The organism is Nocardia sp. NPDC023852, from assembly GCF_040639505.1.
GTDB lineage: Bacteria > Actinomycetota > Actinomycetes > Mycobacteriales > Mycobacteriaceae > Nocardia.
Window position 1 is genome coordinate 22438 of sequence record NZ_JBFAAB010000013.1, and the last position, 22795, is coordinate 45232.

A 22795-nucleotide genomic window follows, 5' to 3' on the forward strand; every position below is an offset into this window, starting at 1 on the left:
CCCTGACGCCGTGCGTAAGTGGAGTAGGAAGAACTCGCTGAGCGGTCTCAAACTGCGTTCCGAAATGGACGCACGCGAGGCCAACGTGCTTCGCTCGTTGGTCGGCGCGGTCGCCGGACTGCTCACCGAACGCGCCGAGTCGTCCCCTGAGGACGATCTCGCCGCGTTGACCGGTCTGCGCTCAGGCAACACGGAGCCGCCGGACGACCCGCGGCTGAGCAGACTCCTCCCGGACTTTCACCGCAGCGAGCCGGGGTCGCCGGATGCCGACCGCGCCGACCTCAACAGCGCGCTGCGCGGCCTGCACGAGCCGGACATCATCGACGCCAAGCTGGCGGCGGGTTCGGTCGTGCTGGACACCGTGCCGGACTCCGGCGGCAGGGTCGTGCTCACCCCCGAACAGGCCGACGCGTGGCTGACCGCGCTTACCGACGTGCGGCTCGCGCTGGGCACGGTGCTGGGCATCGACGCCGACACGCCCGACCATCTGAACCCTGATGACCCGCGCGCCCCGCACCTGGACGTGTACCACTGGCTGACCTGGATGCAGGACTCTTTGTTGGAGGCGTTGGCGCCCTGAGCGGTCCTCCGGTGCGAAGATCGCTCGGAGCGATCGGCACATCCGCGCGCCGTGAGGAGCAGAGATAGTGAATGGCCAAGCGGGGCAGCGTAATTCGCTCACCGACGTCCCCGGGCTGCTGGTCGGCCATCACCACGTGCTCGACGCCGACGCCACGCTCGGAGCCGGGGCGGCGACCGGATGCACGGTCGTACGCATACCGGGTGCCGCGGTGGCGGCGGTCGACGTGCGCGGCGGTGGACCCGGCACTCGGGAGACCGACCTGCTCGATCCGGTGAACACCGTTCGGCAGGTCGACGCGATCCTGCTGACCGGCGGCAGCGCCTACGGCCTCGCCGCGGCCGACGGCGTGATGCGCTGGTTGGAGGAAAACGGCGCAGGCATCATGATGGATCCGACCGACACGAGTCGGGTGGTGCCCATCGTCCCCGGCGCGGTGATCTTCGATCTCCCCGTCGGCGCGTGGGACATCCGGCCCACCGCCGAGTTCGGTTATCGGGCGGCGGAGGCGGCGGCGACCGAATTCGCACGGGGCTCGGTCGGTGCGGGCGTCGGCGCGCGCGCCGGAGCCATCAAGGGCGGGGTGGGGACCGCGAGCATCGTACTGAGCGAAGGCGCCGCGGCCGGGATCACCGTTGCCGCGCTGATCGTGGCCAATCCCGTTGGCTCGGTGTTCGATCCGCGCACCGGGCTGCCCTGGGGGTGCGGCACCGACGGCCCCGACTACTTCGGATTGCGCCCGCCGACCACCGAGAAACTGGCGGCGGCCAACGCGCTTCCGGTAAAAGGCACGGTGCTCAACACCACCATCGGCGTAGTTGCCACGGACGCCCCCCTCGATCCTGCAGGGTGCCGACGGATGGCGATCACCGCCCACGACGGTCTGGCCAGGGCAATCCGCCCCGCACATTCTCCGCTCGATGGGGACACGCTTTTCGCGCTCGCCACGGGAACCGCCGATTCGGATTCGGACATTCCGCTCCCGCCTGCCTTCCCCGCGGACCTGCTGGTCCTCGACGAACTCTGCACAGCGGCGGCGGTCTGTGTCGAACGCGCCATCGTCGACGCGATTCGCTCGGCGCGCCCCGTCGCGGGCATCCCGGCCTACCACGACCTGTTCTGTGTTTGATTTGCGGGGTTTTCGGCCGCGCGGGCGCGGCGTTTCGCGGCCCCCTTCTGAGCCGGGCCGCGAACGGGGAATGCTCGGTCTCGCTGCGCTCGAAAGCGGGGGTTGGGCCGATGTGTCGCGGGGGGTGGGAATCGCGGGATCCGGATGTACGAGGCAGAACTGTCCGGTGGGGTCTTGTTCGTGCTGGGGTGTCCGGTGGGGTCTTGTCGTGCCGACGTGGTCGAGGCGGTCTTGTCGTGCCGACGTGGTCGAGGTTCGGGGCCGACTTGTTCGCCGCCGGTGCGGTGGACGCCGACAACCCCGCCCGACGTGCCGCACGGAAGGTGGCAACCGGGGACCGGTCGACGGCATCGCGGGAATAGCCGAATATTCTGGCTCGTTGTCGACTGGGATGGGTCGGCGTTGCGGAAGGGTGTTCGACAAGTGCTGGTGATCAGGGCCGACCTCGTGGAGGCGATGGTGGCACACGCGCGCGCCGATCATCCCGACGAGGCCTGCGGCGTCATCGCGGGGCCCGAGGGCTCGGATCGTCCGGAGCGCTTCATCGCCATGGCCAACGCCGAACGCTCGCCCACGTTCTACCGCTTCGACTCCGGCGAGCAGCTGAAGGTGTGGCGCGCGATGGACGATGCCGACGAGACGCCGGTGGTGATCTACCACTCGCACACCGCCACCGAGGCTTATCCGAGCCGGACCGACGTGTCCTACGCGTCCGAGCCGTTTGCGCACTACGTGCTGATCTCCACCCGCGATCCTGAACGGCACGAGCTGCGCAGCTACCGGATCGTCGACGGCGAGGTGACCGAGGAGTCGGTAAAAATCGTCGACGCGTACCAGAACTAGTTCGATGCCCGTTCGTGAAACCGAGGAGTACCCATGTCGGTAACCGTGTCCATCCCGACCATCATGCGCGGCCTCACCGGAGGTGAGAAGCGCGTGCAAGCGCAAGGCGGCACGCTGGCCGCGCTGATCGACAACCTCGAGACCAACCACCCAGGACTGGCCGAGCGCCTGCTCAAGGACGGCAAGCTGAACCGCTATGTCAACATCTATGTCGATGACGAGGACGTCCGCTTCGCCGGCGGTCTGGCGGCCGAGGTGCCGGAGGACGCCAGCGTCACCATCCTGCCCGCCGTGGCCGGAGGCTGACCGATTCCGTGGCACGTTATGAATCGCTGATCGCGACCCTCGGCAATACCCCGCTGGTCGGCCTGCGCGCGCTTTCTCCGCGGTGGGACGGCGAAAACCACGTGCGGCTGTGGGCCAAGCTGGAGGACCGGAATCCCACCGGCTCGATCAAGGATCGCCCGGCACTGCGCATGATCGAACAGGCCGAGGCCGATGGTCTGCTGCGACCTGGCTGCACCATCTTGGAACCCACCAGCGGCAACACCGGTATCTCGCTGGCGATGGCCGCCAAGCTCAAGGGTTACCACCTGGTCTGTGTGATGCCGGAGAACACCTCGGTGGAGCGCCGCCAGCTGCTCACCATGTTCGGCGCGCGAATCATCGATTCCCCCGCGGCGGGCGGCTCGAATCAGGCTGTCGCGCAGGCCAAGCAGATCGCGGCGGAGAACCCGGACTGGGTGATGCTCTACCAGTACGGCAATCCCGCGAACGCGCTCGCGCACTACGAGACCACCGGCCCGGAGATCCTGGCCGATCTCCCCGAGATCACCCATTTCGTCGCGGGACTCGGTACCACGGGCACGCTGATGGGCACCGGGCGCTTTCTGCGCGAGGAGGTGCCGGGCATCGAGATCGTGGCTGCCGAGCCGCGCTACGGCGAGCTGGTCTACGGCCTGCGAAACATCGATGAGGGGTTCATTCCCGAGCTGTACGACGAGACCGTCCTGACCAACCGTTTCTCGGTCGGCCCCCACGATGCGGTCAAGCGCACCCGGGAACTCGTGCTGGAGGAAGGCATCTTCGCCGGAATCTCCACCGGCGCCATTCTGCACGCCGCGCTGGGCGTCGCCCGCAAGGCGGCGAAGGCGGGTGCCCGCGCGGACATCGCGTTCGTGGTCGCCGACGGCGGCTGGAAATACCTGTCGACCGGGGCCTACGACGGCACCCTCGAAGAGGCGGAAGAACGGCTCGACGGCCAGCTCTGGGCCTGATTTCCGGACGCGCCGGTACCCTCGGGGAGGTGGGGTCGCACGACGAGGAGGTGGCGGTGACCGGCAATGCGGGACTCGGGCCTTCTTTCGACCCTCATCGGATGGCGTCGATTCGCGCGCGGTTGGGCAAGCCGGCAGAGGCATCCACGCCGCCTTCGGCGAAAACGACGGGTGGCCTCGCGGCGGTCAGACAACTCTGGCTGCGTGCCGGGGTGCTGATCATCGGATTCGTCGGGCTGCTCTACGGCATCGAAGGTGTCGACACCTTCACCGGCCATCGGCTCGACCACGCGGGCATCGAGCCGCGTCGGGCCGACGGACTATCCGGCATCCTGTTCGCCCCGGTGCTACACGGTGGCTGGGACCACCTGATCGGCAACACGCTTCCGGTGCTGGTGCTCGGTTTCCTCGCTCTGCTGGCCGGCGTCGGGCGCGGCCTGGCCGCGACCGCGATCATCTGGATCGTGGCGGGTGTCGGCACCTGGCTCACCGGGGCAGCGGGCTCCGTGCACCTCGGCGCGTCGGCACTGGTGTTCGGTTGGCTGACCTTCCTCATCTCCCGTGGCTGGTTCGCCCGCAACCTCGGTCAGATCGTGCTCGGCCTCGCCGTGCTGGCGCTCTACGGTTCGCTGTTGTGGGGGGTTCTGCCTGGACAACCCGGAATCTCTTGGCAGGGGCATCTTTTCGGGGCGGTGGGTGGGCTGCTGGCCGGCTGGGTACTCTCTGGTGATGAACGTCGACACCGCCGCGGGGATCGAGCCGGAGTCACTGTGCCGCCACGCTGAGGGTGTCGCCCTGCAGGAACTGTGGGGGACCCTTTCTTGAGTGAGAATTCACCGTGGCAGCATGGGGGAATGCGCCTTACCGTCCTCGGGTGCTCGGGCAGCGTGTCCGGCCCGGACTCTCCAGCGTCGGGTTATCTGCTGACCGGACCGGATATGTCGCCGACGGTCATCGATTTCGGCCCGGGAGTGCTCGGCGCGCTGCAGCGCTACGCCAATCCAGGCGAGGTCGACGTCTTCCTGACCCATTTGCACGCGGACCACTGCCTGGATCTGCCCGGCCTGCTGGTGTGGCGGCGCTACCACCCGACACCGCCGGAGGGGAAGGCGATCGTGCGTGGCCCCTCGGATACCTCGCTGCGGATCGGCAATGCCTCCGCCGAGGTCGGCGGCGAATGCGACGACTGGTCCGACGTGATCGACATGCGACCGTGGGCCGACGGGGAATCGGTCGAATTCGGGCCGGGTCACACCGTAACGGCGCGCCGGATGTTTCACCCGCCGGAGGCCTATGGTTTGCGCGTAGTGACCGCGAGCGGGCGAACCTTCGTCTATACCGGTGACACTGCCCTGTGCCCGGAGGTCCGCGTACTCGCCCAGGGCGCCGACATCCTGATGGCGGAGGCGTCCTGGACCCACGACCCCGCGAACCGGCCGCCGGGCATTCATCTTTCGGGTGTCGAGGCGGGTGTGATCGCGGCCGAGGCAGGCGCGAAGGAGCTGCTGCTCACTCACATTCCGCCCTGGACCTCCCGCGAGGATGTAATCGCCGAGGCAAAGGCGCAGTTCGCCGGACCGGTGCATGCGGTGGCACCGGGCGAGACCTTCGATATCTGATTTGCAGCGCCTGAGCACAGTGTTGTTGTGCAAGCAGCGAACCTCGAGACGCAACGATTGCCACCCGACGCAGCAACACTGGCCGGACTCCCGCTTCCGAGCGAAGCGAGACGGGCCGCGAACACGCCGCGCCGCAGGCGCGGCAAGGGAACACAGTAGGCTGTGGCCGTGTCGAGACGAGCCGATGGTAGGGCGGACGATGAACTCCGCGAGGTACGGATCACCCGTGGTTTTACCACGCATCCAGCCGGTTCGGTACTGGTGGAGTTCGGCCAGACGCGGGTGATGTGCACCGCGAGCGTCACCGAGGGCGTGCCGCCGTGGCGTCGTGACTCCGGGCTGGGCTGGCTCACCGCCGAATACGCCATGCTGCCTGCCGCGACGCACACTCGCAGCGGCAGGGAGTCGGTCAAAGGGAAGGTCGGCGGACGGACCCAGGAAATCAGCCGGCTGGTCGGTCGCTCGCTGCGCGCGTGCATCGACCTGGCCGCCATCGGCGAGAACACCATCGCTATCGACTGCGACGTGCTGCAAGCCGACGGCGGAACCAGGACGGCCGCCATCACCGGTGCGTACGTCGCGCTGGCCGACGCGGTGACCTATCTCGGCGCGGCGGGCGGCCTGGCGGATCCCCAGCCGATTTCGTGCGCGATCGCCGCGGTGAGCGTCGGCGTCGTCGACGGCAGGGTGCGCTTGGACCTGCCGTACGAAGAGGATTCGCGTGCGGAGGTCGACATGAACGTGGTCGCCACCGACACCGGCACACTCGTCGAGGTTCAGGGCACCGGTGAGGGCGCCACGTTCCCGCGTTCCACACTGGACAAGCTGCTCGACGCCGCGCTCGCGGGTTGTGAACAGCTTTTCGTCGTGCAGAAAGAGGCGCTGGCGCTGCCGTACCCGGGTGTGCTTCCCGAGCCGTCCGAGCAGAAGAAGAAGTGATGACTCGCCTTCTGGTCGCCAGCCGCAATCGCAAGAAACTGAACGAGCTGCGCCGTATCCTCGACGAAGCGGGCGTCGCGGGTATCGAGATAATCGGGCTCGGTGACGTCCCCGCCTACGATGAGGCGCCCGAGACCGGGGCGACGTTCGAGGCGAACGCGCTCGCCAAGGCCCGGGACGGCGCGGTGGCCACCGGCCTGGCCTGTGTCGCGGACGATTCCGGGCTCGAGGTGGACGCTCTGAACGGTATGCCCGGTGTGCTGTCGGCGCGCTGGTCGGGTGGGCATGGTGACGACGCCGCGAACAACGCGCTGCTGCTCGCACAGCTCGCCGATGTCCCGGACGAGCGGCGTGGGGCGCGGTTCGTCTCGACCTGCGCACTGGTGGTGCCGGGCGGCGGGGAAATCGTCGTGCGGGGCGAATGGCCGGGCTCGATCGGCCGCGAGCCAGTAGGCGACGGCGGGTTCGGCTACGATCCGCTGTTCGTCCCGGAGGGCGGCGCGGTCACCGCCGCCCAGCTGACGCCCGCCCAGAAGGACGCGGTGTCACATCGGGGGCGGGCGCTGACCCAGTTGCTGCCGAAGCTGGCCGCGCTGACCGCGCGCTGACGCCGGAGGCGTCAGACGCCGAAGTCCTGCTTGACCTTTTTCGCGTTGACATGCTCGACGAAGAACGACAGCAGAGGGATGGTCCCCGCGAGCAGGGTGCCGACGGTACGGAGCACTGGCCAGCGGACCTTGACCGCGAGGTCGGCGGTGACCAGCAGGTAGACGAAGTACACCCAGCCGTGGACCACGGCGATCCAACTGGGGGTGTGCACGTCGAAGCCGTATTTGGCGATCATCTCGCCGGTGAGTAGCAGCAACCAGAGACCGGTGATCCAGGCCAGCGCGCGGTAGCGCAGCAGTGCCGAGGTGATCTTTGCGGTGTTCGCCGTCGGCGCGGGCACCACGGTGGCCTCGGTGGAATTCTCGCTGGTGGTCAACCGGCGCTCCTCTCGGGTGTGTTCAGGCCCGCCGCGCGGACCTGCTCATCGATGTCGTGGGCGTGCAGCGCGGCGAGGTACCGGTTGTACTCGGCGAGCGCCGGGTCTTCTTCCCGCACGGCCTTCGGGCGCTCCGGCAGCAGACCTGCCGGAAGCTCCTTGGGTGCAGCGGGTTTCGTGGCAAGCCTGGCCTCGACGGGCTCGTGCTCCGCGTCGGAGGGCATGTCGTTCTGTTCGGCCTCCCGCTCCAGCCGGACGAACCGGAAGTAGGCGAACACGGCAAACGCCGCGAACAGCGGCCACTGCAGCGCGTACCCGAGATTCTGACCGGTGCCGCTGGCGGATTCGAACCGCTCCCACTGCCACCAAGCCAGGGCCAGGCACCCCAGCGCAGCGACAAACACCAGCACGATGAGGGCCGGGCGATTGTGTGCCGAGCGGCGGGGTGAGGCGGACACGGCTTCCACGGTACCTCTTCTACTACGCGGCACGTAGAGCCAGGTCGGTGCTCCCACTGGGCTGTGATCACATCATTGCGGACTGGAACGGCCCGCCGACGGCGGCGGCAGGTTCTTGCGATCAGAACTTGTAGGTGACCCCGGTGAGCCGCTCGGATTCAGCCCACAGCCGCTCCCACAGGTCCTTGCTCTTCGACAGCCGAGACGACGGCGACGCGTCCACCGGGCCTCGGGTCTGGAACAGTCGGGACGGGCCCCAGTACACCTCGGGGTCGGCGTCGGGCATGGTCGCTGCGAAAAGCGTCGAGTGCGCGGCCTTCGCGGGCGAATGCCCGATCAGGCGGATGAAGGGCTTGGCGATCCGGTCGATCGGCGTCTCGGTACGCGCGAACAGGTCGGTGGCCGAGACACCGGGGTGGACGCCGTAGGAGCGCTTCGCCGAGCCGGCTTCGGCCAGCCTGCGCTGGAGTTCCCGTGCGAACATGAGGTTGCACAGCTTGGACTGCGCGTACGCGAGATTGCGCTGATAGCGCCGGTGCTCGTAGTCGAGGTCGTCGATCCGGAGTTTAGGGGTCTGCTTGTGCGCGATGCTGGCCAGTGTCACCACCCGGTCGGTGATCCGGTCCAGCAGTAGTCCGGTCAGCGCGAAGTGGCCGAGATGGTTGACGCCCCATTGGGTTTCGAAGCCGTCCTTGGTCCGCGAGAACGGGACGTTCATCAGGCCGGCATTGTTGATGAGTACGTCGAATTCGCTGCTGCCCTCGGCGAATTCGCGGACCGAGGCCAGGTCGGCCAGGTCCAATTCGGCCACCCGCACATCGCCCTCGATGTCGTCGGCGACCTTTTTCGCCTTCGCCGCGTCGCGGCAGGCCATGACGACGGTAGCGCCTTTGGCCGCGAGGACTCCGGTGGTGACGGCGCCCAGTCCGCCGTTCGCGCCGGTGATCACATAGGTGCGTCCGGTCTGGTCCGGGATTTCAGTAGGTCTCCACGCCATGAAGACAACCTTACTCTTGAGTAAGTTATGAGGGAAGCCGCGCGGGCACCCTCGCGTTGATTGTCGCGGACCGAAATATCCTTGTCGCGGGACGGAATTCGATGATATGTCCAATGCGCCCGGCCGGCATCCGCTGCTGGAAGGTGGCCGCGAGCAGGGTGCTCACGGTTTCGCCCCGCCCCTGACGGGTGGCGGGTCCGGCGTCATCGATCCGACGTCGATGATCGTGACGTCCTGCCTCGCCAGCCGTCCTGCGGAGCAGTCTTTCGCCGCTACGGCCTCGGGGGCGAGCGGCTTCGGTGTGCCTGCGGGAAGTGACCACGCGAGAACCTCTTCGTTCCACGGCGACGTATGTGATCCCGGTTGGTTTCAGACTGTGTCGATTATGCCCGATTATGACCCGCATCACAACTATCACCCGTCGCGAGCGTTCACTCGCCGGTCGTCCGCACGGATGGGCTGTGATCCACGGTTTCGCTACGGTGAAGGTGTGACTGCGATAGGGGGAAGGCAATACGGCGGGCGGGCCGTCGTGGAGCGGAAGGCTGAGCGGCGCCAGCGGTTTCTCGAGGCGGCGACCCGGATCTTCGCCGAGCGTGGCTACGTGAACTGCTCGCTGGCCGACGTGTGCGCCGCCGCGGGCCTGTCCAAGCGGCAGTTCTACGAGGAGTTCCAGACCAGGGAGGACGTGCTGGTCGCGGCCTACGACCGGATCCAGGACGAGGCCGCCGCCGCGGTGCTGGCGAGGATGGGTGCGCTCGACCCCCGATTCGACCTGACCGCCGCGATGACCGCCGTGGTCGCCGCGTATCTCGAGTCGATCGGCTCCGACCCGTACCGAGCCAAGGTCGCCTTCGTCGAAGTGGTCGGAGTGAGCGACCGGATGGAGCGGCACCGCCGCGTGCGACGGCACGTCTGGGCGTCGGTGCTGGAGTCCGCCGTTGTCCCGGTCGTCGCGCCCAGCGCGCGGGTGCGGGGCGGCCCCGGGTGGGCCGCAAACGCTCTCATCGGTGCGATCAATGGGCTCGCACACGAGTGGGTCCTCGCTGATCCGCGTCCGACGGTCACCGAGCTGGTGGATCTGCTGGTGCCGATCGCGCTGTCACTGATCGAGGGGCCAGGGGTGGCTCCGTCGCCGCGCATGGCGTGATCGGTCCGGCCTGCACGACTTGGCACTGGATACTCGTTTACGTATATTCGTATACGAGTAAGGAGGTGCCGTGGTCAAGAAGCGCAAAGTGAACAACTTGCTCGCACTCGCGGTGCTCTCCGCGATCGTCGAGCGACCGATGCACCGGTACGAAATCGCGCAGACCCTGCGGGACCGGGGCAAAGAGCGCGACATGGACATCAAGTGGGGCTCGCTCTACACAGTCGTGCAGAACATGGAGAAGGTCGGCTTCCTCGAGGTCGTCGGCAGCGAACGCGACGGTGCGCGGCCGGAGCGGGTGATCTATCGGATCACCGACGTGGGTCGCGCCGAGATGGCCGACTGGACCAGGGAATTGCTCGCCACCCCCGAACCGGAACATCACCGGTTCGTCGCCGGCCTGTCCATTCTCGCGGTACTGCCACCCGCGGAGGTGATCGAGCTGCTGGGACGGCGTCTCGACGCGCTGCGGCACAACATCGAGGCTGTCCGCCGCGAACTCGACGAACTCGCCGTCGCCGAGCTGCCGCGACTGTTCGTCGTCGAGTCCGAATTCGGGCTCGCGATGCTGGAAGCCGAAGCGGCATGGACGCGTTCCCTGCGCGACGAGCTGAACGAGGGCACCTTCCCCGGACTGACGCAGTGGCGGGACTGGCACGAGCGTGGCATGGACCCGTCCGAAGTCGCCGAGCTGGTGGAGAGGGGGATGACCGAGAACTAGCCGAAACCGGCCCCGGCGGGGTGCGGCAACACCGCCGCCGGGCCCGATCGAACAGTCTCGAACCGCGCCCGCGAACGCGCACCCGGCTACAAGGCTGGCAACCACAGGATAACCAGGTGGCTGACGCGCGGGTCGGTTCGGGGAATCGCAACCCGTATCGCACAAATCCTGGAGACACTCATGTCCACAACACGTACCGCCCTCGTAATCGGTGGCGGCATCGCCGGACCCGTCGTCGCGACGGCCCTGCTCGAGGCGGGCATCGAAGCCCGCGTCTACGAGGCCTACCCCGGCCCGTCCTATGGCATCGGCAGTGGGCTTGCGCTTGCGCCGAACGGCGTCGCCGCCCTCGACCTGATCGGCGCGGGCGATCCCGTGCGCGACATCGCGTTGCCTGTGACGAAGATGAACATGTCCGTCGGGGGCAAGCTCCTGCAGCTGCCCAGCCTTTCCGAGGTCCCACCCCTGCAGGTTGTCGATCGCAGCGAACTGCACCGGGCACTGCACCAGCATGCGGTCACCGCCGGCGTCCCTTTCGAGTACAACAAGCGTCTGGTCGACGTGCGCGAGGACGAGTCGGGCATCACCGCACGGTTCACCGACGGCAGCACGTCCACCGCGGACGTGCTCGTCGGTGCCGACGGCATCCGCTCGACAGTGCGCAACCTGATCGACCCGAACGCGCCCGGTCCCGACTACCTCGGCATGGTCGGCTTCGGCGCGGTCACCGAGTGTGACGCCGACGTCCCGCCCGACACCATGACTTTCGCATTCGGCAAGCGGGCGTACTACCTCTACTGGCCGACCGCGGACGGCAGGGTGGCGTGGGGAGCCAACCTGCCGCACAAGGAGTACCTGTCGCTCACCGCGGCACGGGCCATCCCGAAAACGCACTGGCTCGAGACCCTGCGCGAGACCTACCGTGACGACAATCCCGGCGGCGAACTGGCCAGGCGCACCACCGAGGACCAGCTCGAAGTGGTCGGTGCGCTGCACATCATGCCGCCGGTGCCGCACTGGTATCGCGGACGGATGGTGCTGGTCGGCGACGCGGTGCACGCGCCGTCCAACAGCTCCGGACAGGGCGCGTCGCTGGCGATCGAGAGCGCCGTGCAGCTGGCCCGGTGCCTGCGTGATCTGCCGACACCGGCCGAGGCGTTCGCTGTATACGAGCGGCTGCGGCGCGGCCGGGTGGAAGGGGTCGCGGCACGCGCCGCGAAGATCAACCACAGCAAGACGCCGGGGCCGGTGGCGCGCAAGGCGATGCAGCTGCTGATGCCGCTCATGGTCAAGACACTGATGAACCCGGAGAAGACCATGGGGCCCGAGCAGCGCTATCGGATCGACTGGGACGCGCCGGCCGACGACGAACTCACGACGAGCTCGGTTTAGGCGAATGGTCCTGCCGGACCCTCGGACCGGCAGGACTTATCCGACCCCGGATCGCAGTGCGGCGCGTTCGCGCAGGACCCGCGCGGTCTGCTCGTCCGCGGGCAGAAACGCTTCCAACTGCAACTCGGCAAGCGTGATGTCGACGGCGGTGGCGAACGAGGAAATGGTGGTGATCAAGCGCAGCTCGCCTTCGTCACCGCGTAGGCGCAATGGCACCGCGAAGCCGAGATGGTCTGGACCCGGATCGGTTCGCGGCAGATAGCCTTCCAACTCGGCGATCAGCTCGTCCAAGGTGGGGTCGGGGCTGCGTGCGACTCTGCCCCGTAGCGCTTCGGTGACGTGCCTGCCCCATTCCGGCAGGTTGAGCACCCTGGTCGCCAAGCCTTGGGGGTGCAGCGCGAGCCGCAGCACATTGACCGGGGGTTCGAGCAGCCATGGCGCGGCGCCCTCGGTGAGCACGTCGAATGCGGCGTTGGCGGCGAGCAGGATGCCGTAGGGCCGGGCGATCAGCGCCGGGTACGGTAGGTGGCCGTCCAGGATGGCCGTCAGCGCCTCCAGCGCCGGCGCCAATTCCGCGGTGTCCAGGTCGGATTCGGGAAAGACCGGAGCGTAGCCGGCGGCGAGCAGCAGTCCGTTGCGCTCGCGCAGGGACAAGTCCAGCGACTCGGCGAGCCGCACCACCATGGTGCGTCCCGGCCGCGAGCGCCCCTGCTCCAGAAAGCTCAAGTGCCGTTGCGTGGTGTCGGCGCGGGTCGCGAGGTCGAGCTGGCTGACCCGGCGCAGGGTCCGCCAGTGTTTGAGCTGCCGAGCGAATCCGGACTCGATCGCCGTCGTCATCTGAGCAGTATTGATGCCGCGGGGTTGCTCCGCCATTCCCCGCAGGGAATCGCGCGCGACGACGTGACCGGCGAAACTCTCTCGCATGAGCAACCAACTCGATGAGCAGCAGCTGACGGACTTCACCGACCGATACATCGCGATGTGGAATGAGCCCGACGCCGAGATCCGGCACAAGCAGATCAGGGAGCTGTGGGCGGTGGATGGCGCTCAGGTGCTGGTGGACCCGCCGCAGGCGATGCGAGAGGCGCTCGTCGCCCTGTCTTTTCCGATCCCGACCGTGGAGATCCGCGGCTACGAAGCGTTGGACCGTCGCGTCGACCGCGCGTACGAAATGTTCGTCGCGCCAGGTGCGCACGTGTTCGCGCCGAGCGGACAGGCGGTACGGCTGTCAGCGAACGTGATAGGACTCGCATGGCGAATGGTGAACAAGGCCGACGGGGCGGTCGCAGGCGGCGGATATGACGTCGTGGCGCTGGACGGCGAAGGCCGGATCAGGTGGGATCACCAGTACATCGGGCTCGTGTGATGACCGCGGCTGCCTACCACCTGGACCCGTCGCGCGGCGTGGCCGGGCTGACCGTCGCACCGCAGCCGACTCCGGAGCCGGGTTCTCACCAGGTCGTCGTTCGCGTGCTGGCCGCGGCGCTGAACCGGCGCGACCTGATGCTGCTGGACGGCACCTATCCGCTGTCGGCCACGCCCGGGATCGTGCCACTCTCCGACGGCGTCGGCGAAGTGGTCGCGGTGGGCGACAAGGTGACTCGTGCCTCGGTGGGCGACCGGGTGACCGCGACATACTTCGTCCGGTGGATCGACGGTCCACAACGGCAGTCCCATGTCCTCGAACAGTACGGCGCCACGTACCACGGCATGCTCGCCACGTACGTGGTGCTCGAGGAGGATTCGGTGGTCCACGTCCCCCGGCATCTCACCGATGCCGAAGCCGCCACGCTGACATGTGCGGGCGTGGTGGCCTGGGCGGCACTCACCGCGCCGCTTCCGGTCCTGCCGGGGGAAACCGTGCTGATCGTCGGTAGCGGAGGGGTCGCACTGTTCGGTGTGCAGCACGCCAAAGTGCTCGGAGCCGAGGTCATTTCGATCACTTCCAACGCGGAGAAAGCCACGCGGCTGCGCGATCTGGGCGCCGACGAGGTGATCGTTCGGAGCCGGACACCGGACTGGGAACGTGCCGTGCTGGACCGCACCGGCGGTGACGGCGTGGAACACGTCCTGGACGCGGTGGGGCTGCCGACGCTGGCGCGATCGGTGCGGTCGGGCGCGTACAACGCGCGGATCACGATGGTCGGCGCGATGCCCGCCGAGGATGCGCCGACCGGTAATCCATTCGGGGCGTCGTATCTGTCCATTCGTCGGATCGCGGTAGGCAGCAGAGTCGATTTCGAGGCGATGAACCGCTCGATTGCCGAGCACAAAACGCGTCCTGTGCTCGATTCGGTGTTCTCGTTCGACCAGGCGGAAGCGGCGTATCACTATTTCCGCACCGGTGATCCGTTCGGCAAGGTGGTTGTCGCGTTGCCGTAGGGGTCACGGACAGGTGCGTAGTTCCCGAGCCATGACATCTTTTTCGGAGTCGGTGACCCACAGCTTATAGGCGGCCTTCACCTGGATTTGCCTGGTCAGGTAGGCGCAGTGGTAGCCCTTGTTCGGTGGCAGCCAGGACGCTGCGTCGGAATCGCTCTTGGACTGATTGGTTGGTCCGTCTACGGCCTGGAGGTTCAGTGGATCGTTCGCGAGGTCGCGGCGGCGTTCGGCCGACAGCTGTTGCGCGCCTTTCTGCCAGGCGTCCGACAGGGCGATCACGTGATCGATCTGCACCTCGTCGGAGGTCTTGGTGCCGCGCACGAAGTGGATGGTCTTACCGGTGTAGAGGTCGTTCAGCGTGCCGGTCGCGACGACGCACTTGCCCGACTTGAACGTCACCTCGGTGAGGTCGCGCTGCAGGATGTCGTTGCGGGTGTCACAACCGTTGTCGCCGCCTGGCACCGTGACGTTGTCCGACCAGGGTGGGCCGAATTCCTCGCGGCTGTACCCAGTTTTGGCCGCGCGACCCGCGACGCGCAGGGAATCGAGCAGGGCGAGCGCGTCGCGGCTGGGTATAGGTGCCGGCGTGTCGCTGCATACGCGACCGGAGCCGCACGCGACTTTCGCGGCCGAGCCGCCGCAGCCGACGGAAAAGCATGCCAGTCCGACGAATGCCGCTACCACTAGGCCTAACCGAGCCGGCCGCCGTGCTGTGAACTTCATCGAACTTCCTAACGCCAACGCACTTCAACTGTAACCGGCGTCAAGGTATCCGGTGGGCGTGACGAAATAATCGAACAGCGCGTATGAGATTCGGCACAGCTGCACGGATTCACCGGTGTGCCACATTGACTGGACAGGTCGACAGGGGTGGGGCCCGCCCCCGAGCCGCCGTGCCGGCGCCGACTCGAGGGCGGCTACTCACGAGGGAGACCGGTGGCGCGGCTGTGCGGGACGGGTGTCCAGTCCGAGGACCGCACTTTACGACACCACGGGGCTGATGAGGGGGAGGTCCCGAGGTATCGAGCCGCACCGACTCCGAGCTCGCTCGTGATGATCAGGGGTGAATCGGAATCCGATCCGCGTCGGTTGCCGAGGCCATCCGCCGGTTGCTCACCAGTCGCTGCCGCACCGTTGTATCTCCGTCCGGACTACGCTTCGTCTACGTATCAAGACAGTAGATAGCTGGCGGTGGCCTTGGCAAGCTCCTGTCGATGTACCCGAAAATTCTCAGCTGTTCTTCAGTATCAGCAAGCCATCTACTGCACTCCTACGGATGTTTCCGGCTACCCCGGAGTGTGACAAGCGTCACCTGAAAACCGGTCACAGCCTACCGCGATCGTGTGTCGAAAACGGCATAGGGAGCAAGCCGATATTGGGAGGACAACCTTATGCCTACCGTCGACATTCTCGACTCGTTCATCAACTACCGCGACACCGGCGAGGGGACGGTGCCGGCGGTTTTCCTGCACGGCAATCCGACGTCGTCGCACCTGTGGCGCAATGTAATACCGCACGTCGCGGATCGGACCAGGGTGCTGGCGCCCGACCTGATCGGGATGGGGGAGTCGGGCAAGCCCGATACCGGCTACCGCTTCACCGATCACGCCGCGTACCTGGATGCCTGGTCCGACGCGCTCGGGCTGGACCAGGTTGTCCTGGTCGGCCACGACTGGGGTGGAGCGCTCGGTATGGACTGGGCGGCACGGCATCCCGGCCGCGTTCGCGGTATCGCGCTGATCGAGACCTTCCTGCGGCCGATGCGCTGGGACGAGCTCCCCGGGCTCGGCGCCGAGCTGTTCCGCAAGTTCCGGTCGGCGGAGGGCGAGCGAATGGTGTTGGAGGAGAACACCTTCATCGAGTTCAACCTTCCGAAGGGAGTGGCCGCCCTCTCCGTCGAGGATCACGACGTGTACCGGGCGCCGTATCCGACCCCGGCCTCGCGCAAGCCGCTGCTGGTGTGGCCCAGGGAGTTCCCGCTCGACGGCGAACCCGCCGACGTCGTCGCCATCGTGCGGAACTACGGCACCTGGGCAGCCGCTACACCCGAGGTACCCAAACTGGTGATGGCGCTGGAGAACGGGGTCGGGCTCGGATCGCCGGAGGCGGTCGAGTGGGCCGCGACCACATTCGCGAGCGCCGAGGTCGCGCCGATCGGCCCGGCCGGACACCACGCGCCGGAGGACCGGCCGGAGGAGATCGGCCGGGCGCTCGCGGACTGGCTGGACAGGCACGCTGTGCTCGGTGCGCCCGCCGCCCGGCCCTGACCACACCGATCAGCGCTTCTTGCGGGTTCCGCGGGCAGGCCGAATGATGACCCAATGGGCACGGAGCACGACCTGGTCGCGGACGAGGAGAAGGCGGTGGTCGCCCGTGCGGTCGCGGGCGACCGAGAGGCTGTCGCGCAGGTGGTGCGGCTGCTGCAGGATCCGCTCTACCGGCTGGCCCTGCGCATGGTCGGGCGGCCGCCGGAGGCCGAGGACGCGACGCAGGAGATTCTGCTGCGCGTCCTCGGCCACCTGCACACCTGGCGTGCCGAGGCGAAGCTGCTCACCTGGGCCTACCGGATCGGCGTCAACTATTTGCTGAACCTGAAGCGGCAGACACCGCAGGAGGCCGCACAGCTCAGCCTCGACTCCTATCGGGAAGGGCTGGCCGACGGCCTGGCGGACGCCGACTACCGCGGGCCCGAGGCGGCGCTGCTGACCGCCGAAGTGCGGCTCAACTGCAGCCAGGCCATGGTGCAATGTCTGGTTCGCGACGAGCGGATCGCCTTCGTGCTCGGCGAGGTGTTCGAGCTGCGCTCCGTCGATTCCGCATGGATCCTCGGCATCACTCCCGTCGCCTATCGAAAGCGGTTGGAGCGGGCCAAGAAACGGCTCGGCAACTTCCTCGACGCGACCTGTGGTCTCGTCGAACCGACGGCGTTCTGCCGTTGTTCGCGCCGGGTGGACAAGGCGCTCGCCCTCGGTCGCGTCGACCCGCGCAGGCCGGTCTTCGCCAGGCACGCCGTGAGCCGGGGTGGGCGCACCGCGGCGGTGGCCGAGCAGCAGATGATCCGGCTGCACGACGCGGCGTCGGTGCTGCGCGCGCACCCGGATTACGCGGCGCCGCAAGCGAAGTTGGACGCGATCGCCGAGTTGCTCGACTCGGGTCGGTTCCCGCTGCTGGACTAGGAGTCGCAGCCTGAGGAACCCAGTACCGGCGCAAGAGACGGCGGCCACCGGATACGTCCATCTCCGCGAGTCGAATCCGCTCCGCAGCGGTGAGCGGAAATGCGACGACAATCGCGGCATCGACCTTGCGCCGCAGCGCTGCGACGACTCTATAGAGACAAATGTTTATGTAGCTTCTCGAGGAGATTCGATGTCCCAGTCCGTGCAGTCGGCCGCAAACTCCCCTACGGCCCGAGAAGCGGAACCGTGGTGGAAGACGGCCGTCGTCTACCAGGTCTACATTCGCAGCTTCGCCGACGGGAACGGCGACGGCATCGGCGATCTGACCGGATTGCGATCGAAGCTCCCATACCTGGCCGAGCTCGGCATCGATGCCGTGTGGATCAACCCGTGGTACCCGTCGCCGATGGCCGACGCCGGCTACGACGTCGCCGACTTCCGGAACATCGAACCGTCGTACGGCACCCTCGAGCAGGGCGAAGCCTTTATCATCGAGGCCCACGAGCTGGGCATCCGCGTGATTCTCGACATCGTTCCCAACCACACGTCCAGCGACCACCGCTGGTTCCAGGCCGCGTTGCGCGACGAGCCGGGCGCCCGCGACCGGTACATCTTCCGTCCCGGCCGCGGGCCGGGCGGCGACCAGCCACCCAACGACTGGCAGAGCGCGTTCGGCGGCCCCGCGTGGAGCCGTCTCGATACGGGTGAGTGGTATCTACATCTCTTCGCACCCGCCCAACCCGACCTGAACTGGGAGCACCCCGGAGTGCGAGCCGAGTTCGAGGACATCCTGCGCTTCTGGTTCGACAAGGGCGTCGACGGCTTCCGGATCGATGTCGCGCACGGCCTGACCAAGGACCCCGCCCTGCCCGATGCCGGTGAGCGCCTTCCCGGTTCGCAACACACCGACCCGCACCCGGCGTGGGATCAGGACGCCGTGCACGAGGTGTACCGCGGGTGGCGGGCGGTTGCGAACGAGTACGCCGACCGCGTCTTCGTGGCCGAGGCCTGGGTGGCGAACAACGACCGTCTGGCTCGCTACCTGCGTCCGGACGAGCTGCACACCGCGTTCCAGTTCGACTTCCTTCGTGCCCCCTGGCGTGGGAACAGCATCCGCGCCGTGATCGACGACGCCCTCTCGCAGGCAGGCACGGTGGGTGCGCCCGCGACGTGGGTGCTCTCCAACCACGACGTTCCCCGCACCGTCACCCGCTACTCTCGATCGCAGCCCGACCACTTGGTCGAAACCGACTGGGAGCGAAGCCGCTGGGCCGGCGAGCAGCCCGACCGCGCGCTGGGGCGGCGCCGCGCCCGCGCGGCCGCGCTGCTACAGGCGGCGTTGCCGGGCACTGCGTACATCTACCAGGGTGAAGAACTCGGGCTCGAGGAGGTCGAAGATCTCCCCGGCGAGGTGCGTCAGGATCCGACATGGTTCCAATCCGGCTTCACCGACGTCGGCCGTGACGGTTGCCGTGTGCCGATCCCGTGGTCGAACGACGAAGCCCCGTACGGCTTCTCGCCGCCCGACGCGGAAAAGGACACCTGGCTGCCGCAGCCCGGGCACTGGGCACCGCACACGGTGCAAGCCCAGCACGGCGACCCTGGCTCGTTTCTCACCCTGTACCGGCAGGTCCTCGCGCTCCGCCGGCAGCTGTGGACTACGGACGAGCCGGTGGAGTGGCTCGAAACCCCTCATGACGTGCTCGCGTTCGCCCGCGGCGGCGTTCAGTGCTGGGTGAACACCGGCGCCACCGACACCGAACTGCCTGCGGGCATGCGGAGGGTCCTGGCTTCGGGGCCAGGCGTCACCGGCGGTGTGCTCCCGGCCGACACCGCGGTATGGCTGACGGAACCGGAGCACGACCGATGAGACGTGGCGCGATCGCACTGCTCGCCGCCGGGATCGTACTGGCCGCGACGTCCTGTGCGGATCAGGGAATCAGGGCGGCCGCGCAAGCCGAACACGACAACCTGGACGGACGCGGGCCCATCACCTATGTGCAGGGCAAGGACAATTCGAACGTCATCCGGCCCCTCATCGACGAATGGAACGCGACGCATCCCGGCGAGGAGGTGGTCTTCGAGGAACAGTCCAACAAGCCCGACCAGCAGCACGAAGACTTGGTGCAACACTTCCAGTCCCGCGACACCGGGTATGACGTCACGGTCGTCGACCTCATCTGGACTGCCGAGTTCGCGGCCCGTGGATGGCTGCAGCCGCTGAAAGGCCCGATGGGTATCGACACCGACGAGCTGCTGGAGCCCACCGTGACGGGCGCCCGCTACGGCGACATCTTGTACGCGGCCCCGCAGGTCAGCGACGGCGCACTGCTCTACTACCGCACCGATCTCGTGGACCATCCGCCCGCGACCTGGGACGAGCTGATCGCGCGGTGCGGTGCCGCACGAGACGCCGGAATCGGGTGTTACGCCGGTCAGTACGCGAAGTACGAGGGTCTCACCGTGAACGCGGCCGAAGCCGTCACCACGGCGGGCGGCTCGATCATCGGTGCGGACGGGGTGACTCCGACCATCGACAGCCCCGAGGCCAAGGCGGGACTCCAGTCGCTCGTCGACGCGTACCGGAACGGCGACATCCCGCGCGAGGCAGTCACATTCCAGGAGGAGCAAACCCGCCAGGCATTCCAGAGCGGCAACCTGATGTTCATGCGTAATTGGCCTTATGCGTACAGCCTGATGAACGGGCAGGGCAGCTCTGCGGTCGCAGGCAAGTTCGCCGTCGCCCCGCTGCCCGGAAAGACCGGGACCGGCAGCTCCAGCCTTGGTGGCCACAACGTCGCGATCAACGTGTACTCCATGCACAAGGCCACCGCCCATGACTTCCTGGCCTTCATGACGAACAAGAAGACCCAGGAGTTCTTTCTGTCGCGGGGCTCCCTCGCACCGGTACGCGCCGATGTCTACGACGACCCGGAGCTGATTGCGCGATACCCGTATCTCCCCACGTTGAAGACGTCGATCCAGAACGCGGTCCCACGTCCGATCACCCCCTTCTACCCGGCGGTGACGCGGGCAGTTCAAAACAATGCCTATGCCGCGATCAGGGGCGAGAAGACGGTGGACCAGGCCGTCGCCGACATTCGATCCGCCATCGCGGCGGCCGGATCCTAGCGGAGCTGTGCGATGAGCCTTGAAGATCTATCCGTCGAGAGACCCGCGGAGACCGTCCTCCACTCGGAGGATCTCCCGACCGGTGAACCGACATCGGCATACCGTAAGGGACAGGGCAAGGTGGCGATTCTTCTGATCGTGCCGACCATGATCCTGCTCGGCGTCGTCATTCTCTACCCGGTGGTCAGCGCCATGGTGCTGTCGCTGTTCAAGGACCCGACGATCGACCCGGTTACCGGCAAGTTCGTCGACCGGGGCTTCGCCGGCCTGTCCAACTACAGCCACTGGCTGCTGCAGCGGTGCACCGACTCCACCGGCGCCGCGGTCTCGTGCCCCAGCGGCACCCTCGGCTCCTTGTTCTGGCAGTCGATGTGGATCACGGTGTTCTTCACCGTCGTCACCGTCGCCATCGAGGTTGTGCTGGGACTGTGGTTCGCCACCATCATGAACCGCGCGTTCCGCGGCCGGGCGCTGTTGCGCACCAGCATCCTCGTGGCCTGGGCGATCCCGACGGCCGTGACCGCGAAACTCTGGTACTTCGTCTTCGCCTATGACGGCATCGCCAACAGGATTTTCGGCACCGAGGTCCTGTGGACCGGCGACACGTGGCCCGCACGGTTCGCCGTCGTCGTCGCCGACGCGTGGAAGACCACTCCATTCGTGGCCCTCCTCATCCTGGCCGGGCTGCAGGCGGTTCCCGCCGAGGTGTACGAGGCGGCGCGGGTGGACGGTGCGAGTGTGTGGCAGCGGTTCCGGCTGATCACACTTCCACTGATCAGACCGGCGATCTTCGTCGCGGTCCTCTTCCGCGTGCTCGACGTGCTGCGGATATACGACCTGCCGGCCATCCTCACCGACGGTGGCGGCGGCGACGGCACCGCGACGACGACGCTCTCGATCCTCGTCATCGACCAGATGCGGCAGGGATTCAACAGCGCCTCCGCCCTGTCGACGATCACGTTCCTGTTCATCTTCGCCGTCGCCTATGCGCTCGTGAAGGTGATGGGCGTCAACGTGGTCGAGACCCAAGACAAGCAGCGAAAGGCCTGACAGCATGTCCGCAGCAGTCGTCATCCGAGGCGCGGCGGGGCTTGCGCCGGCGCGCCGCCGCCTCGGCACGCGATTGGCCTCGGCTCGCACCTACCTGGGGCTCGCCGTCATCGTCTTCTGGGGCATGGGCCCCGTCTACTGGATGGTGGTCACCGCCTTCCGGCACTCCGACTACACATTCGACACCACCCCGTGGCCCACCCATGTCACCTTGGAGAACTTCGCAAGCGTGTTCACCACCGACACCGGTAACCACTTCGCCCGGGCGCTGATCAACAGCACCATCATCGGCGCAGTCACCACCGCGATCGGTCTCGTGTTCGGGATCTTCACCGCGTACGCACTCGCGCGGCTGACCTTCCGCGGCAAGAACCTCGTCCTCAGCATTGTGCTTGCGGCGTCGATGTTCCCCGGCGTCGCGCTCTTGACACCACTGTTTCAGCTGTTCACCACGATCGGATGGTTCGGCACATACCAAGCGTTGATCGTCCCGAACATCTCCTTTGTGCTGCCCCTCACCATCTACACACTCACGGCGTTCTTCAAGGAACTGCCGTGGGAGCTCGAGGAGTCGGCCCGGATCGACGGAGCCACCCGGGCACAGGCGTTCCGGATGGTGTTGCTGCCTCTGGCCGCGCCGGGCGTGTTCACGACGGCGATTCTGGCATTCATCGCGTCCTGGAACGAGTACCTGATCTCCAGTCAGCTGTCGAACGACGCGACCCAACCGGCCACTGTGGCGATCGCCCGGTTCGCGGGTAGCAAACCACACGAGGAACCATTCACGTCCGTGATGGCCGCGGGCACCGTGGTCACCATCCCCCTCGTGATCATCGTGATCCTGCTCCAGCGTCGCATCGTCTCCGGACTCACGGCCGGCGGGGTGAAGGGCTGATGATTCCCCTGCGTCCGGCCGGGGCCAGGTGGAAGCGAAGGCGGCCATCGGGTTCCCCGCGAGCCCCATC

General features: G+C 67.3%; 25 protein-coding genes. 20 read left to right on the top strand and 5 right to left on the bottom strand.

The window, feature by feature from the left end:
• Positions 1 to 10: 10 nt before the first annotated feature.
• The 9 genes from AB0H00_RS18575 (at position 11) to rdgB (ending at position 6995) form a co-directional block, all read left to right on the top strand.
• Positions 11 to 580, top strand: a complete 570-nt coding sequence (locus AB0H00_RS18575) for a DUF2017 domain-containing protein (protein ID WP_357267647.1) — start codon at positions 11 to 13, stop codon at positions 578 to 580.
• Between the two features lie 67 nt (positions 581 to 647).
• Entirely contained in the window at positions 648 to 1709 is a 1062-nt protein-coding gene (locus AB0H00_RS18580; RefSeq protein ID WP_357267649.1) for a P1 family peptidase, read from the top strand.
• 402 nt (positions 1710 to 2111) lie between these two features.
• The gene (locus AB0H00_RS18585; RefSeq protein ID WP_357267650.1) at positions 2112 to 2552 is read left to right on the top strand and encodes a M67 family metallopeptidase; all 441 of its coding nucleotides are present in this window, start codon (positions 2112 to 2114) and stop codon (positions 2550 to 2552) included.
• Between the two features lie 33 nt (positions 2553 to 2585).
• A complete protein-coding gene (locus AB0H00_RS18590; RefSeq protein ID WP_357267652.1) occupies positions 2586 to 2858 on the top strand; it encodes a MoaD/ThiS family protein in 273 nt (90 codons plus the stop codon).
• Positions 2859 to 2866: 8 nt separating this feature from the next.
• Entirely contained in the window at positions 2867 to 3829 is a 963-nt protein-coding gene (locus tag AB0H00_RS18595) for a cysteine synthase (protein ID WP_357267654.1), read from the top strand.
• A gap of 101 nt (positions 3830 to 3930) precedes the next feature.
• On the top strand, positions 3931 to 4614 hold the full coding sequence (locus tag AB0H00_RS18600) for a rhomboid family intramembrane serine protease (RefSeq protein WP_357267907.1): 684 nt from the start codon (positions 3931 to 3933) through the stop codon (positions 4612 to 4614).
• 69 nt (positions 4615 to 4683) lie between these two features.
• On the top strand, positions 4684 to 5448 hold the full coding sequence (locus AB0H00_RS18605; protein ID WP_357267656.1) for a cyclic nucleotide-degrading phosphodiesterase: 765 nt from the start codon (positions 4684 to 4686) through the stop codon (positions 5446 to 5448).
• Between the two features lie 168 nt (positions 5449 to 5616).
• The gene (rph, locus tag AB0H00_RS18610; RefSeq protein ID WP_357267658.1) at positions 5617 to 6387 is read left to right on the top strand and encodes a ribonuclease PH; all 771 of its coding nucleotides are present in this window, start codon (positions 5617 to 5619) and stop codon (positions 6385 to 6387) included.
• On the top strand, positions 6387 to 6995 hold the full coding sequence (gene rdgB, locus AB0H00_RS18615) for an RdgB/HAM1 family non-canonical purine NTP pyrophosphatase (protein WP_357267660.1): 609 nt from the start codon (positions 6387 to 6389) through the stop codon (positions 6993 to 6995). Before rph ends, rdgB begins: the two co-directional genes overlap by 1 nt.
• A gap of 11 nt (positions 6996 to 7006) precedes the next feature.
• Here rdgB and AB0H00_RS18620 read toward each other — a convergent pair whose 3' ends face one another.
• From AB0H00_RS18620 to AB0H00_RS18630, 3 genes are all read right to left on the bottom strand, one after another.
• Positions 7007 to 7339 (bottom strand): DUF3817 domain-containing protein, encoded by a 333-nt coding sequence (locus tag AB0H00_RS18620; protein WP_357267909.1) that lies wholly within the window; start codon positions 7337 to 7339, stop codon positions 7007 to 7009.
• A 29-nt stretch (positions 7340 to 7368) separates the two neighbouring features.
• Positions 7369 to 7839, bottom strand: coding sequence for a transcriptional regulator (locus AB0H00_RS18625; protein WP_357267662.1), 471 nt, complete (start codon positions 7837 to 7839; stop codon positions 7369 to 7371).
• A gap of 112 nt (positions 7840 to 7951) precedes the next feature.
• Positions 7952 to 8827, bottom strand: a complete 876-nt coding sequence (locus AB0H00_RS18630; protein WP_357267664.1) for an oxidoreductase — start codon at positions 8825 to 8827, stop codon at positions 7952 to 7954.
• Between the two features lie 490 nt (positions 8828 to 9317).
• On the opposite strand from AB0H00_RS18630, the gene AB0H00_RS18635 reads away from it, so the two are divergent.
• The 3 genes from AB0H00_RS18635 (at position 9318) to AB0H00_RS18645 (ending at position 12090) form a co-directional block, all read left to right on the top strand.
• On the top strand, positions 9318 to 9977 hold the full coding sequence (locus AB0H00_RS18635; protein ID WP_357267666.1) for a TetR/AcrR family transcriptional regulator: 660 nt from the start codon (positions 9318 to 9320) through the stop codon (positions 9975 to 9977).
• Between the two features lie 70 nt (positions 9978 to 10047).
• On the top strand, positions 10048 to 10698 hold the full coding sequence (locus AB0H00_RS18640) for a PadR family transcriptional regulator (RefSeq protein WP_357267668.1): 651 nt from the start codon (positions 10048 to 10050) through the stop codon (positions 10696 to 10698).
• Positions 10699 to 10878: 180 nt separating this feature from the next.
• Positions 10879 to 12090: an NAD(P)/FAD-dependent oxidoreductase gene (locus AB0H00_RS18645; RefSeq protein WP_357267670.1), complete on the top strand. Its 1212-nt coding sequence runs from the start codon at positions 10879 to 10881 to the stop codon at positions 12088 to 12090.
• 36 nt (positions 12091 to 12126) lie between these two features.
• On the opposite strand, the gene AB0H00_RS18650 is transcribed toward AB0H00_RS18645, so the two are convergent.
• Positions 12127 to 12927: a helix-turn-helix transcriptional regulator gene (locus tag AB0H00_RS18650; protein ID WP_357267671.1), complete on the bottom strand. Its 801-nt coding sequence runs from the start codon at positions 12925 to 12927 to the stop codon at positions 12127 to 12129.
• Between the two features lie 85 nt (positions 12928 to 13012).
• Here AB0H00_RS18650 and AB0H00_RS18655 point away from each other — a divergent pair, with 85 nt between their 5' ends.
• Together AB0H00_RS18655 and AB0H00_RS18660 are read left to right on the top strand one after the other, a co-directional pair.
• A complete protein-coding gene (locus AB0H00_RS18655; protein WP_357267673.1) occupies positions 13013 to 13456 on the top strand; it encodes a hypothetical protein in 444 nt (147 codons plus the stop codon).
• A complete protein-coding gene (locus AB0H00_RS18660; RefSeq protein ID WP_357267675.1) occupies positions 13456 to 14472 on the top strand; it encodes an NAD(P)-dependent alcohol dehydrogenase in 1017 nt (338 codons plus the stop codon). The genes AB0H00_RS18655 and AB0H00_RS18660 overlap by 1 nt, the downstream gene beginning before the upstream one ends.
• A 3-nt stretch (positions 14473 to 14475) precedes the next feature.
• Here AB0H00_RS18660 and AB0H00_RS18665 read toward each other — a convergent pair whose 3' ends face one another.
• On the bottom strand, positions 14476 to 15195 hold the full coding sequence (locus AB0H00_RS18665) for an HNH endonuclease family protein (protein WP_357267677.1): 720 nt from the start codon (positions 15193 to 15195) through the stop codon (positions 14476 to 14478).
• A 668-nt stretch (positions 15196 to 15863) separates the two neighbouring features.
• On the opposite strand from AB0H00_RS18665, the gene AB0H00_RS18670 reads away from it, so the two are divergent.
• From AB0H00_RS18670 to AB0H00_RS18695, 6 genes are all read left to right on the top strand, one after another.
• On the top strand, positions 15864 to 16739 hold the full coding sequence (locus AB0H00_RS18670; protein ID WP_357267678.1) for a haloalkane dehalogenase: 876 nt from the start codon (positions 15864 to 15866) through the stop codon (positions 16737 to 16739).
• Between the two features lie 54 nt (positions 16740 to 16793).
• Entirely contained in the window at positions 16794 to 17648 is an 855-nt protein-coding gene (locus AB0H00_RS18675) for an RNA polymerase sigma factor (RefSeq protein WP_357267680.1), read from the top strand.
• A gap of 190 nt (positions 17649 to 17838) precedes the next feature.
• The gene (locus AB0H00_RS18680) at positions 17839 to 19518 is read left to right on the top strand and encodes an alpha-amylase family glycosyl hydrolase (RefSeq protein WP_357267682.1); all 1680 of its coding nucleotides are present in this window, start codon (positions 17839 to 17841) and stop codon (positions 19516 to 19518) included.
• Positions 19515 to 20780, top strand: coding sequence for an ABC transporter substrate-binding protein (locus tag AB0H00_RS18685; RefSeq protein ID WP_357267684.1), 1266 nt, complete (start codon positions 19515 to 19517; stop codon positions 20778 to 20780). Before AB0H00_RS18680 ends, AB0H00_RS18685 begins: the two co-directional genes overlap by 4 nt.
• A gap of 12 nt (positions 20781 to 20792) precedes the next feature.
• Positions 20793 to 21830: a sugar ABC transporter permease gene (locus tag AB0H00_RS18690; RefSeq protein WP_357267686.1), complete on the top strand. Its 1038-nt coding sequence runs from the start codon at positions 20793 to 20795 to the stop codon at positions 21828 to 21830.
• Between the two features lie 4 nt (positions 21831 to 21834).
• Positions 21835 to 22725 (top strand): carbohydrate ABC transporter permease, encoded by an 891-nt coding sequence (locus AB0H00_RS18695; protein ID WP_357267687.1) that lies wholly within the window; start codon positions 21835 to 21837, stop codon positions 22723 to 22725.
• The last annotated feature ends 70 nt before the right edge of the window (positions 22726 to 22795 follow it).

What these genes read in the sequence shown, in the direction of transcription:
- AB0H00_RS18590 (WP_357267652.1), top strand. Translation starts at nt 2,586, where the DNA reads ATGTCGGTAACCGTGTCCATCCCGACCATCATGCGCGGCCTCACCGGA.
- AB0H00_RS18600 (WP_357267907.1), top strand. Translation starts at nt 3,931, where the DNA reads ATGGCGTCGATTCGCGCGCGGTTGGGCAAGCCGGCAGAGGCATCCACG.
- AB0H00_RS18605 (WP_357267656.1), top strand. Translation starts at nt 4,684, where the DNA reads ATGCGCCTTACCGTCCTCGGGTGCTCGGGCAGCGTGTCCGGCCCGGAC.
- rdgB (WP_357267660.1), top strand. Translation starts at nt 6,387, where the DNA reads ATGACTCGCCTTCTGGTCGCCAGCCGCAATCGCAAGAAACTGAACGAG.
- AB0H00_RS18630 (WP_357267664.1), bottom strand. Translation starts at nt 8,827, where the DNA reads ATGGCGTGGAGACCTACTGAAATCCCGGACCAGACCGGACGCACCTAT.
- AB0H00_RS18645 (WP_357267670.1), top strand. Translation starts at nt 10,879, where the DNA reads ATGTCCACAACACGTACCGCCCTCGTAATCGGTGGCGGCATCGCCGGA.
- AB0H00_RS18650 (WP_357267671.1), bottom strand. Translation starts at nt 12,927, where the DNA reads ATGACGACGGCGATCGAGTCCGGATTCGCTCGGCAGCTCAAACACTGG.
- AB0H00_RS18655 (WP_357267673.1), top strand. Translation starts at nt 13,013, where the DNA reads ATGAGCAACCAACTCGATGAGCAGCAGCTGACGGACTTCACCGACCGA.
- AB0H00_RS18660 (WP_357267675.1), top strand. Translation starts at nt 13,456, where the DNA reads ATGACCGCGGCTGCCTACCACCTGGACCCGTCGCGCGGCGTGGCCGGG.
- AB0H00_RS18665 (WP_357267677.1), bottom strand. Translation starts at nt 15,195, where the DNA reads ATGAAGTTCACAGCACGGCGGCCGGCTCGGTTAGGCCTAGTGGTAGCG.
- AB0H00_RS18670 (WP_357267678.1), top strand. Translation starts at nt 15,864, where the DNA reads ATGCCTACCGTCGACATTCTCGACTCGTTCATCAACTACCGCGACACC.
- AB0H00_RS18675 (WP_357267680.1), top strand. Translation starts at nt 16,794, where the DNA reads ATGGGCACGGAGCACGACCTGGTCGCGGACGAGGAGAAGGCGGTGGTC.
- AB0H00_RS18680 (WP_357267682.1), top strand. Translation starts at nt 17,839, where the DNA reads ATGTCCCAGTCCGTGCAGTCGGCCGCAAACTCCCCTACGGCCCGAGAA.
- AB0H00_RS18685 (WP_357267684.1), top strand. Translation starts at nt 19,515, where the DNA reads ATGAGACGTGGCGCGATCGCACTGCTCGCCGCCGGGATCGTACTGGCC.
- AB0H00_RS18690 (WP_357267686.1), top strand. Translation starts at nt 20,793, where the DNA reads ATGAGCCTTGAAGATCTATCCGTCGAGAGACCCGCGGAGACCGTCCTC.
- AB0H00_RS18695 (WP_357267687.1), top strand. Translation starts at nt 21,835, where the DNA reads ATGTCCGCAGCAGTCGTCATCCGAGGCGCGGCGGGGCTTGCGCCGGCG.